Annotated in this window: 15 protein-coding genes; 10 read left to right on the plus strand and 5 right to left on the minus strand. The window is 33.6% G+C overall.

Features of this window, described 5'->3' with window-relative positions; all coding sequences use genetic code 11:
• Positions 1-41: 41 nt before the first annotated feature.
• Positions 42-833, minus strand: a complete 792-nt coding sequence (locus DW269_RS03235) for a histidinol-phosphatase HisJ family protein (RefSeq protein ID WP_117458532.1) — start codon at positions 831-833, stop codon at positions 42-44.
• Positions 834-916: 83 nt separating this feature from the next.
• Between DW269_RS03235 and DW269_RS03240 the strand changes: the two genes are divergently transcribed.
• The 8 genes from DW269_RS03240 (at position 917) to DW269_RS03275 (ending at position 7908) form a co-directional block, all read left to right on the plus strand.
• Complete coding sequence (locus DW269_RS03240; RefSeq protein WP_117458533.1) at positions 917-1765, plus strand: MurR/RpiR family transcriptional regulator; 849 nt, start codon at positions 917-919, stop codon at positions 1763-1765.
• A 2-nt stretch (positions 1766-1767) separates the two neighbouring features.
• Complete coding sequence (locus tag DW269_RS03245; protein WP_117458534.1) at positions 1768-2571, plus strand: HAD family hydrolase; 804 nt, start codon at positions 1768-1770, stop codon at positions 2569-2571.
• A gap of 75 nt (positions 2572-2646) precedes the next feature.
• Positions 2647-3774, plus strand: a complete 1128-nt coding sequence (locus DW269_RS03250; protein WP_117458535.1) for a GTP-binding protein — start codon at positions 2647-2649, stop codon at positions 3772-3774.
• A gap of 3 nt (positions 3775-3777) precedes the next feature.
• The gene (locus DW269_RS03255; protein WP_117458536.1) at positions 3778-4728 is read left to right on the plus strand and encodes a GTP-binding protein; all 951 of its coding nucleotides are present in this window, start codon (positions 3778-3780) and stop codon (positions 4726-4728) included.
• 102 nt (positions 4729-4830) lie between these two features.
• The gene (locus DW269_RS03260) at positions 4831-5028 is read left to right on the plus strand and encodes a hypothetical protein (RefSeq protein WP_117548108.1); all 198 of its coding nucleotides are present in this window, start codon (positions 4831-4833) and stop codon (positions 5026-5028) included.
• Positions 5029-5115: 87 nt separating this feature from the next.
• Positions 5116-6249: a tRNA guanosine(34) transglycosylase Tgt gene (gene tgt / locus DW269_RS03265; protein ID WP_117458538.1), complete on the plus strand. Its 1134-nt coding sequence runs from the start codon at positions 5116-5118 to the stop codon at positions 6247-6249.
• A gap of 4 nt (positions 6250-6253) precedes the next feature.
• Entirely contained in the window at positions 6254-7279 is a 1026-nt protein-coding gene (gene queA / locus DW269_RS03270; protein WP_117458568.1) for a tRNA preQ1(34) S-adenosylmethionine ribosyltransferase-isomerase QueA, read from the plus strand.
• The gene (locus DW269_RS03275; RefSeq protein ID WP_117458539.1) at positions 7279-7908 is read left to right on the plus strand and encodes an epoxyqueuosine reductase QueH; all 630 of its coding nucleotides are present in this window, start codon (positions 7279-7281) and stop codon (positions 7906-7908) included. The genes queA and DW269_RS03275 overlap by 1 nt, the downstream gene beginning before the upstream one ends.
• Here the strand turns inward: DW269_RS03275 and DW269_RS03280 are convergent.
• Together DW269_RS03280 and DW269_RS03285 are read right to left on the minus strand one after the other, a co-directional pair.
• Complete coding sequence (locus tag DW269_RS03280; protein ID WP_117458540.1) at positions 7905-9083, minus strand: aminotransferase class I/II-fold pyridoxal phosphate-dependent enzyme; 1179 nt, start codon at positions 9081-9083, stop codon at positions 7905-7907. The two genes, DW269_RS03275 and DW269_RS03280, sit on opposite strands and share 4 nt — an antisense overlap.
• A gap of 1 nt (position 9084) precedes the next feature.
• Positions 9085-9576 carry an Lrp/AsnC family transcriptional regulator gene (locus DW269_RS03285; protein ID WP_006506908.1) on the minus strand — a complete coding sequence of 164 codons (492 nt, stop codon included), beginning with the start codon at positions 9574-9576 and terminating at the stop codon, positions 9085-9087.
• A 127-nt stretch (positions 9577-9703) separates the two neighbouring features.
• On the opposite strand from DW269_RS03285, the gene DW269_RS03290 reads away from it, so the two are divergent.
• Positions 9704-10738 carry a lactonase family protein gene (locus DW269_RS03290; protein ID WP_117458541.1) on the plus strand — a complete coding sequence of 345 codons (1035 nt, stop codon included), beginning with the start codon at positions 9704-9706 and terminating at the stop codon, positions 10736-10738.
• A 76-nt stretch (positions 10739-10814) separates the two neighbouring features.
• Positions 10815-10997 carry a hypothetical protein gene (locus tag DW269_RS03295; protein WP_117458542.1) on the plus strand — a complete coding sequence of 61 codons (183 nt, stop codon included), beginning with the start codon at positions 10815-10817 and terminating at the stop codon, positions 10995-10997.
• Between the two features lie 3 nt (positions 10998-11000).
• Here the strand turns inward: DW269_RS03295 and noc are convergent, their stop codons facing one another.
• Positions 11001-11810 (minus strand): nucleoid occlusion protein, encoded by an 810-nt coding sequence (gene noc, locus DW269_RS03300; protein WP_117458543.1) that lies wholly within the window; start codon positions 11808-11810, stop codon positions 11001-11003.
• On the minus strand, positions 11782-12486 hold the full coding sequence (gene rsmG / locus DW269_RS03305) for a 16S rRNA (guanine(527)-N(7))-methyltransferase RsmG (RefSeq protein WP_006505089.1): 705 nt from the start codon (positions 12484-12486) through the stop codon (positions 11782-11784). Before rsmG ends, noc begins: the two co-directional genes overlap by 29 nt.

Here is a 12486-nt window from a genome sequence, read left to right on the forward strand (position 1 = left end):
TCATATTTCCGTTTGTATGAAAAAAATTTGTCAATCTTCTCTTACTTCATTGTTTTTTCCCAGACATCCGCTATATTACGACCTACATCTTCTGGATGATGCGCATCACTTGCAGTAATCATCTGAACATGATGTTTTTTCAAAGTCTGTAATAACTGGTCTGATAAGCCAATATCAGGTGTATGATAACGATAGTAACATCCTACATTGTTTTCTGCTTTCATATGATGTTCATTTAATAATTCAGCCAATTCATCATATGTAGGCTGTAAGTCATAAGTAGGATAATGGCCAAACATCTTAATCGTATCTGGATGTGCAAGCTGTGTAAATAAATCAGATTTTACAAGTGAGAAGACACATTCATAGTATCTTTTATAGATATCATTAATAGGATACTTGTTCCATAAGATTTCTTCTGACCATTTCATATCATAGAGTTTACCGTCGATAGAATGAATGGCTCCTACTAAGAAATCAAAATGATAAGGTTTTAATATTTCTCGAATTGTTTCTTCATATTCAGGTACATAACATACCTCTAAACCAAAAGACACCTTAATAGGTAAATCCATTGCCTTGATTTCTTTAATTAAAGCACAATATTCATCTAAAGTACTATGAAACTTCATTTCTTTATTGTTTAACCATTCTTCTTGATAAGGAGATGCTTTTCTTACACCTTCATAAACAGGTCTGAATTCTTTAAAACGATGTGTATGATCAAGAATCTGTATTTCATCCATACCATTCTTTACTGCACTTTCCACAAATTGTAGTACATATTCTTTTGAGAGATTCCCATATTCTAGATGCATATGTCCATCTATCATAAATATCACCTTCTTTTTTTTGGATTATAACACATGCATATACATAGTTATAGAAATATAATAAATATTTTAGGAGGTTTTCTATGAACATCTATACATTACTACAAACAAAGACAGACTTTACAACAAGCGAAAAGATGATTGCGAAATACATTTTAGAGAATCCTGAGAAAGTAATTCATATGTCTGCTCAGGAAATAAGTGAATCATGTTTTGTTTCTGTGACTTCTATTTATCGCTTAGCGACTAAATGTGGCACATCAGGATTATCTGATTTAAAAGTAAAACTATCATCTTCATTATCTGAATACAAAAAGATGGATGAGACATTTGATTTTGATTATCCAATCAAGAAATATCAGACACATCATGAAATGATTGAATTATTAAAAGAAGACTATAATCAAACAGTATTAGAAACAAGTCACCTTTTTGATTTAGATACATTACAGGGTATTGTACAGTTAATGGATTCTTCTCAACAGATTGATATTTATACTTCAGCAGGTCATTTATTCTTTGCGAAGAATTTTAGTTTTCAAATGTTGGAGATTGGAAAACAGGTTAATGTTCCTTCAGAAGAATATCAATCACAATTACTTGCTGCATCAAGTGATTCTTCTCACCTTGCAATAGTCATTACCTTTAATGGACGTGGGATATTATCAGAAAAGATTCCTTCTATTTTGCATAAGAATCATGTCCCTACTGTACTGATTTCTTCTACTGAATATCATCCTGAAATCAAGTATTATGATTATCAGTTATTCTTGAGTTCAAAGGAAAATCACTATAAGAAAATGTCTTCCTATAGTACCAGATTAAGTCTATTATTTGTATTAGATACTCTTTATACAGCATATTTCAAAAGACATTACGAAGAGAATATTGAAAAGAAAACAGAGTACTACAAAAGAATGACGGAAGAATAAATATGGATATACGAGCTATTGTATGTGATGTTGATGGAACATTACTGACTAGTAAACAGGTTGTAGATGAAAGAACTGTTTCATCTATTAAGAAAGCAAGAAGTAAAGGAATATTATTTGGAATATGTACAGGTAGAGATGCAGATAGTGTAAGAAATCACATGAAATCATGGGGTATTGAAGGATGTATTGATTTTGTAGTGGGTTCTGGAGGTTCTGAGATTGATGATTATATTCTTGATATATATCAGGAGAATCATACTTTGAGTCCTGAATTGATTAAAGAAATCATGAATCATTATAAAGATATGGATTGTAACTTCACTATATGTCATGAAGGTATTCTATATGCACCTAAGGATGATGATTATATTAGAGATATGGCTGAGGGTGATGGTATTGAATATAGGGTTGTTGATTTTGATACGTTCTTAACACGTCCTTATCGTAAGTTGATGATTATTTGTGATCCAAACTATATGCCTCAGATTGTGGAACGTTCTAAATCATTTAAGAATAAAGACTATAAAGCGTCTGCCTTAGTAACTACCAGTTTCTTATATGAATATATGGATCCTCATGTGTCTAAGTCTAATGGTTTAAAAGAGGCTTTAGCTCTTCATGATATTTCTATATCTCAATGTATGGCTTTTGGTGATGAAGATAATGATATAGATATGTTGGAAGAAGCAGGTATTGGTGTTGTGATGGAAAATGGTTCTATTCGTGCATTGGCTGCAGCTGACTATGTCACAAAGGATAAAGATTCTAATGGAATTGGTGTATTTATTGAAAAGTTTGTATAAGCTTTTTTATCATTTTATGAGCGTTTTTTAAGAAAAATGATATAATGTGAAATGGTTAAGAAAGGAGTCAATAAAATGGCAAAAGTTGATATTATTTCTGGATTTTTAGGTGCTGGTAAAACAACACTTATTAAAAAATTATTAAATGAATCTTTAAAAGATGAAAAGTTAGTACTCATTGAAAATGAGTTTGGTGAAATTGGAATTGATGGTGGTTTTATGCGTGATGCAGGTATTACTGTCAATGAATTAAGTCAGGGTTGTATTTGTTGCAGTCTTGCAGGTGATTTTGAAACAGCTTTAAAGGAAGTTGTAGATACATATCATCCTGATCGTATTATTATTGAACCAACAGGTGTTGGTAAGTTATCTGATATTATTGCGGCTGTGCAGAAGGTACATGGTGCTGATTTAACACTTGATCGTTTCTTTACTGTAGTAGATGCAAAGAAATGTAAGATGTATCATAAGAACTTTGGTGAGTTCTTTAATAACCAGATTGGTGCAGCAAGCTGTGTAATCTTAAGCCGTTCACAGGATGTGTCTGAAGAAAAGATTGCGGAATGTTTAGATATTATTAGAGAATTAAATCCTCATGCACCAGTCGTTACTACTCCATGGGATCAGATTACAGGTGATATGATTCTTGAAGCAAGTAATCATAAGGATGCTTTAGAAAAGGCATTGATTGCGGCTGAAAAGGAACATCAGGAAAGTGTTCATGGACATCATCATGAACATCATCACCACCATGATCATGACCATGAATGTGAATGTGGTCACCATCATGATCATGACCACGAATGTGAACATCACCATGACCATGATCATGAATGTGAATGTGGTCATCATCACGATCATGAACAACATCATCACCATGATGGAGAAAGTACATTATACTTTGATGAAGAAGATATGCATGATGCTGATGAAGTATTCAATAGTATTGGTATTGAAACAGCACATCCATTTACTAAAGAAGAACTTGATGATAAGTTAAAGACTTTAGGTACTGATGAATCTTTAGGTCATATTCTTCGTTCTAAAGGTATTGTGAAGGGTACTGATGGTAAGTGGTTTGAGTTTGACTTTGTAAGTGGTGATTATGAAATCCGTGAATGTACACCAGATGTTGGTGGAAGAATGTGTGTGATTGGTGAAAAGCTTGATGCACATAAAATCTATAATTTAATGAAAGGTTAATGTATGGATAATTTAGAAACAAGAATTTATCTATTTACTGGCTTTTTAGAAAGTGGTAAAACAACATTTATCAACGATACTATTATTAATACTGACTTCTGTGATTATGAGACATCTGTGCTTATTGTGACAGAAGAAGGTGAAGTAGAATATAATGAAGCTGCTATTAAGGAACATAACTGTGAAATCGTTTATGTAGAGAATGAAGAAGACTTGACTGCCGATTTCTTTAAGGATTTAAAGGAGAAATATCATCCTACACAGGTTCTTGTAGAATTTAATGGTATGTGGAATGTAGATCAGTTTGTAGAATCACCATTCCCTGAAAACTGGGATGTTGTACAGATTCTAACTACTATCAATGCCTCTACTTTCCAGCTTTATGTGAATAACATGCGTGCACTTTTATTCCAACATTGTGCTAAGAGTGATTTAGTCATCTTTAACCGTATTGAAGATGGTATGAAGAAGTCTACTTTAAGAAACAACATCAAGGCAATGAATCCTGTATGTCAGATCATCTATGAAAATAAAGATGGTTCTGTAAATACTATGCAGGATGATGAATTACCATACGATTATACACAAGATCATTTAGAAGTTGCTGATCATGATTTTGGTATCTTCTGTTATGATGCGATGGAACATCCAGAACGTTATGATCAAAAGACAATTAAAATAAAAGGTAAATTCATAGGTCGTGATAAAGTGATTCCTAATGGTTTTATTCTTGGTCGTTATGCAATGGTATGCTGTGAACAGGATACTTCATTAATTGGTATGCTTTGCGTAAGTGAATATGCGTCTAAATTCATACCTAATGAATGGCTTCTATTAGAAGGTCATACACATATTGAATATGATCCATCTATGAATGCGAATATCTGTGTTCTTGATGTAGATCATGTTGAAGGGGCTAAACCTTTAGATAACGAATATGTCACATTTGATTAATCCAGGATTATTTTCCTGGATTTTTTTATTATGCTTCTTTTAGGGGGGGATAATGGTAAAATATATATGAAAGAAATAACACTTCAGTTTGGAGGAACATATATGAAGAACAATACTGTAGTAAAATTTTTTATTTGGTTTATTGCATCACTTTTCGCTTTAGTTTGTGTTAAACAAATAGTCTATATTATATCACCTTATGATACAGATATTAGAGCCTATGGCTTAATGATCATTGGACTGATTATTATCTTTGGTCTTCTAATCCTTAAAAAACTGGATGACTTAAAACACAAATAATATTCTTAAGAAAGGGGAGCTTTCCCCTTTTTTATTGATTTAATGCGTATTTTTTCGTATAATATCCAAGGTTATCGAGGTGATATAATGAAAGATTTTTGGTATGAATGTAAACACGTATGTAAACAGACAGGCGCAAGATATGGGATTCTTCATACACCACATGGTGATGTAGAAACACCTATGTTCATGCCTGTAGGAACACTGGCAACAGTAAAAGGTATTTCTCCTGAACAGCTTAAAGAAATGGGCTCTCAGGTTGTACTTGCGAATACTTATCATTTATGGTTAAGACCAGGAAGTGATATTGTAAGAGATGCAGGCGGGCTTCATCAGTTCATGAACTATGATGGACCTATTCTAACAGACTCTGGAGGATTCCAGGTATTCTCATTAGGTAAGACACGTAAGATTGAAGAAGAAGGTGTTACCTTCAAGAGTATTGTGGATGGTTCTAAGCTATTCTTATCTCCTGAAAAGTCTATCGCAATTCAGGAAGATTTAGGTGCTGATATTATTATGAGTTTTGATGAATGTGCACCTTATCCATGTACTCATGATTATATGAAGAACTCTGTAGAAAGAACATTAAGATGGGCTAAGAGAGGTCAGGAAGCACATAAGAGAGAAGACCAGGCTTTATTTGGTATTGTCCAGGGTGGTGAGTTTGCGGATTTACGTGAACTAAGTGCTAAGACTTTAGTTGATATGGATTTCCCTGGTTATTCTATTGGTGGTACTTCTGTAGGTGAACCTAAACCAATCATGTATAAAATGATTGAAGATAGTGTTAAGTGGTTACCTGAAAATAAGCCTAGATATTTAATGGGTGTAGGTAATCCTATTGATTTAATTGAAGGTGCTATTAGAGGTATTGATATGTTTGACTGTGTACTTCCTACACGTGTCGCAAGACATGGTGCACTTATGACACATCATGGACGTATGAATATCAATAATGAAAAGTATAAACGTGACTTTACTCCTATTGATGATAAGTGTCATTGTTATGCATGTAGAAATTATACAAGAGCTTATTTAAGACATCTTCACAAGTGTGATGAAATCTTTGGTAAGTCTTTATTATCTATTCACAATGTTGCATTCTTATTAGATCTTGCAGCAGATATTAGAAAAGCAATTCAAGAAGACCGTTTAGCTGATTTTAAGGAAGAATTCTTAGAACAGTACGGTCGTGATGTTTATGAAAGGGCGTTTTAGTTTTATGGATATTGAATTATTTGATTATGATCTTCCAGAAGAATTAATTGCACAGACACCATTAAAGAAACGTGATACTTCACGTTTAATGGTTCTAGATAAAGAAACAGGAGATGTTGAACATAAACATTTCTATGATATTCTCGATTATCTAAAGCCTGGTGATGTGCTTGTAAGAAATAATACAAAGGTTATTCCAGCACGTCTTTATGGTCTTAAGGAAGAAACGGGTGGACATGTAGAAGTTCTTTTATTAGAGGATCTTCATGATGATTTATGGGAATGTTTAGTAGGTAATGCGAAGATTGTAAAGCTCGGTACTGTGATTACTTTTGGTGATGGTCGTTTAAAGGCTCAGTGTACTGAAATCAGAGAAGAAGGTATTCGTATCTTCAAGATGATTTATGATGGAATCTTCTATGAAATTCTAGATCAGTTAGGTATTATGCCTTTACCACCATATATTAAAGAAAAGTTAAATGATCCTGATCGTTATCAGACAGTCTATGCAAAGGTAGAAGGTAGTGCTGCTGCCCCTACTGCAGGCTTACATTTTACTGAAGAATTACTTCAGAAAGTAAGAGAAAAAGGGGTTGAAATCCTAGATGTAACCTTACATGTTGGTTTAGGTACATTTAGACCTGTTAAGGTAGAAAATGTATTAGAACATCATATGCATAGTGAATATTATGAAATTAGTGAAGAAGTAGCTGAAAAATTAAATCAGGCTCAAAAAGAAGGTAGACGTATTATTGCGGTGGGTACTACTTCTTGTCGTACATTAGAAGCCAACCATTCTAAATATGGATGCTTCAAAGCAGCTCATGAAAATACAAATATCTTTATTTATCCTGGTTATACATTTACTGGTATTGATGCATTGATCACAAACTTCCATCTTCCTAAGTCTACATTAGTGATGCTTGTAAGTGCTCTTGCAGGTAGAGAACATATCTTAAATGCCTATAAGATTGCAGTAAATGAGAAGTATCGTTTCTTCTCATTTGGTGATGCAATGTTCATCCACTAATGAAACAGAATTATCGTTTAGTGATGTTGGAGACTCTTAAACATTTAGAAGGACGTCCAAAGTTATTGCTTCATGCATGCTGTGGTCCTTGTTCTTCTAATGTGATTAAAGAGTTATGTCAGTACTTTGATATTACTATTTATTATACAAATAGTAATATCTACCCTGCTGATGAGTATCATCGTCGTGAATCTGAGTTAGAAAGATTTGTGAAAGAGTTCAATGATAAAGAGAACCAGAATGTACAAGTGGTAGAAGATACCTATGATCCTGAAGAATATTTAACGCATATTGCGCCATATAAGGATACAGGAGAAAAGGGCTACCGCTGTTATGTGTGTTATAAAGTAAGAATGGAGAAGGCAAGAGATTATGCTAGAATGCATGGTTTTGATTATTGGACAACTGTGTTGTCTGTTTCTCCTCATAAGAATAGCCAATGGATCAATGAGATTGGTGATGATTTAGATCTAGAAACACCAAAATTCCTTCATAGTGATTTTAAGAAAGATAATGGTTATTTAAAATCAACACGTATGAGTGATGAATATCATATGTATAGACAGAACTACTGTGGCTGTGTTTATAGCTATCAGGAGATGCTAGAAAGAGAAAAAACAGACCTCTAATGAGATCTGTTTTTTAAGTTATCTAAGAATAGTTTAATCTTCTCAGTCGCAATTTTTAATTCTTCTAGTGAGTATGCATAAGAGACACGAATAAATCCTTCTCCAGCATCACCAAAGGCTGTACCTGGTACACAGGCTACCTTCTGATCATTTAATAGTTCTTCACAGAATTCTTCAGATGTAAGACCTGTAGAACGAATACATGGGAATACATAGAAAGCACCCATTGGGTTAAATGTATGAAGTCCCATATCATTAAATGTTTTTACAAGGAAGTTTCTACGTGAGAGATAAGAGGCTCTCATTTCTTCTACTTCTTTATCACAATGTCTCAGTCCATCTATTGCACCATATTGTGCACCAGTAGGTGCTGACATGATAATATACTGATGAATCTTACACATTGCCTTAGAGAATACTGGGTTTGCAAGAACATAACCAAGTCTCCATCCTGTCATGGCATAGGCCTTAGAGAAACCATTGATGACAATAATCTGATCTCTGATTTCTGGGAATGAAGCCAATGTACAGAATGGTTCTTCATAGCTTAATTCTGCATAGATTTCATCCGATATAACAATAATACCTGATTCCTTAATAATCGGTACAAGTTTCTCATAGTCTTCTCTTGTCATTGCCCCACCTGTTGGGTTTGAAGGGAAGTTGATCAACATGACCTTTGTCTTTGGTGTAATAGCTGCTTTAAGTTTTTCAGGTGTTAATTTGAATTCATCTTTTTCTTCTAGGTGAATTCTTACAGGTACTCCTCCTGAAAGAATAACACTTGGTTCATAAGCAACATATCCTGGGTCTAAGATAATCATTTCATCACCTGGATTCATTAAGGCTCTTACTGCGATATCGATACCTTCTGAACCACCTACAGTCACAATAATTTCATTTTCAGGATCATAATGTACACCAAAACGACGATAATAATAATTACTAATTTCCTGACGTAATTCTAATAAACCTCTGTTTGCGGTATAGAAAGTACGTCCTTTTTCAATTGAATAGATTGCAGCTTCTCTAATCTTCCAAGGTGTCGCAAAATCAGGTTCCCCTACACCTAATGAAATAACACCTTCCATCTGGTTTGCAAGATCAAAGAACTTACGAATACCACTTGGTTTAATAGTTTGTGCTGCAGTACTTAATTTCTTCTCATAATCCATTTTATGGAGTCACCACCAGTCGCGTATTTTTACCATCTTCATCATCTACTAGGACATGTCCATCTGTCTTATATGGCTTTAACACAAATGTTGTTTTTGTTCCTGTAACACCAGGAATACATGCCAATTTAGATGCAACAAAGTGCGCGACTTCCTGCATAGTACGACCCTTTACAATGCACATAAAATCATAATCACCAGATAATAAATACATTGTTTCAATTTCTTCGTACTTATAAATGTGTGATGCAATACGATCATAACCATATTCTCTTTCAGGAATAGCATTAATCTCAATCATCGCAGTCACAAGTTCAGTATTTGTCTTGTCCCAGTTGACAATAGTATGGTAACCACAAATAATCTTCTCTTTTTCTAGTCTATTTAATCTTTCTACAATGCTGTCTTTAGATTCTGCTAGCGCGGCGGCTAGGTCAGAAACCTTATATCTCGCATTTTTCTGTAATAATTGAATTAAAAGACCATCACTCATAGATAAAAGTTCCTTATTATCCAACCTCTTGTCCTCCTTTGACTATTGTACAATCATTTTATAATAATGAAACTCATTAGTAAATAGAGAATAATTGTGATAAAATATTTTCATATGGAGGTGTCCTATGAAAACGTTTTATGTTGCAAGCTACGGTAAAGGTGACGATAAAGGAATCTATATTGTTTCTTTTAATGAAGAAACATTGGAATTAAAGAAAATACAACAGATATTAACTCAAGATTTTCCATCATATCTGATTGCAAGAAATAAAGAACTTTATGTATCTTATAAGAATGCGAGATCTAATAATGAAGGTGGAGGATTAGGAAGTTTTAGTATTCATAAGAATGAATTGATTCTTAATAATAACTATTCTTCTTCTGGTAGAAGTTATACACATTTATGTATCTCTGATGATAATAAGTATATCTTTGCGGCAAACTATCATGTTGGTGCAACAGCTGCTTATAAACTAGAAAATTATCGTATTGATCATAAAATTGGTGCTGTGAGACATACTGGTATGGGTCCTGATTTATTAAAGAGACAAACTGCACCTCATGTACATAATGTTGGTTTTACACCTGACAGACGTTTCTTATATGCTGTAGATTTGGGTGCTGATAAGATCGTGATGTACAATTATAAAGATGGTGTTCTTAAAGAGAATACAGATTATGCAGTAAATGTTGTACCTGGTTCTGGTCCTAGACATTTGATTTTCTCACAGGATGGGCGTTATGGTTATCTCATTAATGAGATTGCGAATAAGATTATGGTCTTTAAGTATAATGAGGGTCGTATGAGTTTAGTTCAGGCCATTCATTGTGTTCCACGTCATTTCAAGGGATTTAATGCAGCTGCCGCAATTCATCTCACAAAGAGTGGAGAACATCTACTTATTTCTAATAGAGGTCATAATTCTATTGCCTTATATAGAGTCAATAAAGAGAATGGTAAGATTTCTTTACTTTATATGGTACATACTGGTAAAGAACCTAGAGACTTCAATATTATTGATGATAAGTATGTTATTGTAGGTGCACAGGAAGATAATAAGCTTCAGGTACTTACTTTTGATGAAGAGAATGAAAAGCTATTGATGACAGATTCTGAATTAGAGATTCCTGCACCTGTATGCGTATGTGTTGAAGATTGAGCTTAGCTCAATCTTTTTTATTATATCATTAAGTAATTTAAAGATTCTTTAAGAATAAATATATAGGAGGTTACCTATGGAAGAATTGATGAAAAATTTATATTTATTCTTAACAGAAGCAGAGAGAGGTGATGTATTAAGAATACATGTGACTGAAACAAATGAATGTTATGAATTTAGTTATGATGAAGTTATGGATATTGTATTCCATAATAGAATTCCAGAAAGATTTAAAAAAGAAGTAGGTCCTAGTAATTAGGATCTACTTCTTTACTTTTAGAGTAATGATGACTTCGTCATCTGTTTCATTGATGTTTTCTTCTACATCAGTTCCTGCATCAGTAACCATCTTTACTGCCTGATTAATTGTGTTGATTGCGATTTTAACACTTCTAGAGAATTTACGTACACGTGGTTTTTCTTTTTTAGGTGCTAATAGTTTCGCAATTCTTTTTTCTGTTTCATCGACAGTTAAGTTATGTTCAAGAATCTCCTTCAACATATTATTTTGTTGTGCTGTATCTTCTAGTTTTAATAAAGCACGGGCATGTCTTTCAGAGATTTCTTTTTTCTTAACTGATTCCTGTACTGTCATAGGAAGCTTTAAGAGTCTAAGTTTATTGGCCACTGTAGACTGTTTCTTACCTACCTTTTCAGCTAACTGGGCTTGTGTTAAACCCTGTGTATCTAGAATCTGCTGGTAAGCTAAGGCTTCTTCTATTGCTGAAAGATTTTCTCTTTGAATATTTTCTACTAATGCGGCATTGGCTGTCTGATTGTCATCAAGTTCCTGAATGATACATGGTACTTCTGTAATACCTGCTAGTTTGCAGGCACGGTATCTTCTTTCCCCTACAACAATCTGATATTTACCTTCATATTCTCTGACTACAATAGGCTGTAAGAGACCATTCTGCATAATAGATTCAGCGAGTTCCTGGATCTTCTCATCTTCAAAATGAGTTCTTGGCTGTTCCTTATTTGCAACAATATCATTGATATCTAAGAAACAATAAGCATCTTTAATAACGTTCCTTTTCTTTCTATAAAGGCTTCTTCTTAATTTGTCCATAGTTTCTTGGGTACTTTGCAGGTGTTGATTTCACTTTCTTGATCACGATGTTATGACGATGATCATTCTGATCACTTAAAGTAAAAGTAAAATCATCCATCACTTCTCCTCCAAGTACCTTTATGCCTCCCTTCGCATCTTTTAATTCTTCAGGGGCTTTGAGTCCTTTTAATGAAAGGAAGTAACCATCTTTCTTCACTAATGGGAGACAAAGTTCATCTAAGATATTTAATCTTGCAACTGCACGTGCCATGACAATATCAAATGATTCACGATGATCTTTACAGAAATCTTCAGCACGTGATGCAACTGCTTGAATATGATCTAATTCTAATTCTTTAAATAAATGATTCAAGAATGTAATTCTCTTATTCAAAGAATCTACAATAGTGACATTTAATTCTGGATAAACGATTTTAAGTGGAACTGAAGGGAATCCAGCACCTGCACCTACATCACAGATTGTTTGATTAGAGAATGGAAAATCAAACGCAATTGTAAGAGAATCATAGAAGTGTTTTAAATAAACACCTTCACGATCTGTAATAGCGGTTAAGTTCATCTTCTCATTCCATTCTACTAGTATTTCATAATACTTTTCAAACTGTTCAATCTGTTTCTCTGAAAGCACAATGCCTTTTTCTTCTAAGCTCACAATAAATTCTTGTTGTGTCAT

The sequence above is a fragment of the Catenibacterium sp. AM22-6LB genome, assembly GCF_003435615.1.
Lineage (GTDB): Bacteria > Bacillota_I > Bacilli_A > Erysipelotrichales > Coprobacillaceae > Catenibacterium > Catenibacterium mitsuoka_A.

Coding starts and splice junctions, on each gene's coding strand:
- DW269_RS03290 (WP_117458541.1), top strand. CDS start 9,704: ATGAAAACGTTTTATGTTGCAAGCTACGGTAAAGGTGACGATAAAGGA.
- DW269_RS03240 (WP_117458533.1), top strand. CDS start 917: ATGAACATCTATACATTACTACAAACAAAGACAGACTTTACAACAAGC.
- DW269_RS03260 (WP_117548108.1), top strand. CDS start 4,831: ATGAAGAACAATACTGTAGTAAAATTTTTTATTTGGTTTATTGCATCA.
- DW269_RS03255 (WP_117458536.1), top strand. CDS start 3,778: ATGGATAATTTAGAAACAAGAATTTATCTATTTACTGGCTTTTTAGAA.
- DW269_RS03245 (WP_117458534.1), top strand. CDS start 1,768: ATGGATATACGAGCTATTGTATGTGATGTTGATGGAACATTACTGACT.
- rsmG (WP_006505089.1), bottom strand. CDS start 12,486: ATGACACAACAAGAATTTATTGTGAGCTTAGAAGAAAAAGGCATTGTG.
- tgt (WP_117458538.1), top strand. CDS start 5,116: ATGAAAGATTTTTGGTATGAATGTAAACACGTATGTAAACAGACAGGC.
- DW269_RS03275 (WP_117458539.1), top strand. CDS start 7,279: ATGAAACAGAATTATCGTTTAGTGATGTTGGAGACTCTTAAACATTTA.
- DW269_RS03295 (WP_117458542.1), top strand. CDS start 10,815: ATGGAAGAATTGATGAAAAATTTATATTTATTCTTAACAGAAGCAGAG.
- queA (WP_117458568.1), top strand. CDS start 6,254: ATGGATATTGAATTATTTGATTATGATCTTCCAGAAGAATTAATTGCA.
- DW269_RS03250 (WP_117458535.1), top strand. CDS start 2,647: ATGGCAAAAGTTGATATTATTTCTGGATTTTTAGGTGCTGGTAAAACA.
- DW269_RS03280 (WP_117458540.1), bottom strand. CDS start 9,083: ATGGATTATGAGAAGAAATTAAGTACTGCAGCACAAACTATTAAACCA.
- DW269_RS03235 (WP_117458532.1), bottom strand. CDS start 833: ATGATAGATGGACATATGCATCTAGAATATGGGAATCTCTCAAAAGAA.
- DW269_RS03285 (WP_006506908.1), bottom strand. CDS start 9,576: ATGAGTGATGGTCTTTTAATTCAATTATTACAGAAAAATGCGAGATAT.
- noc (WP_117458543.1), bottom strand. CDS start 11,810: ATGGACAAATTAAGAAGAAGCCTTTATAGAAAGAAAAGGAACGTTATT.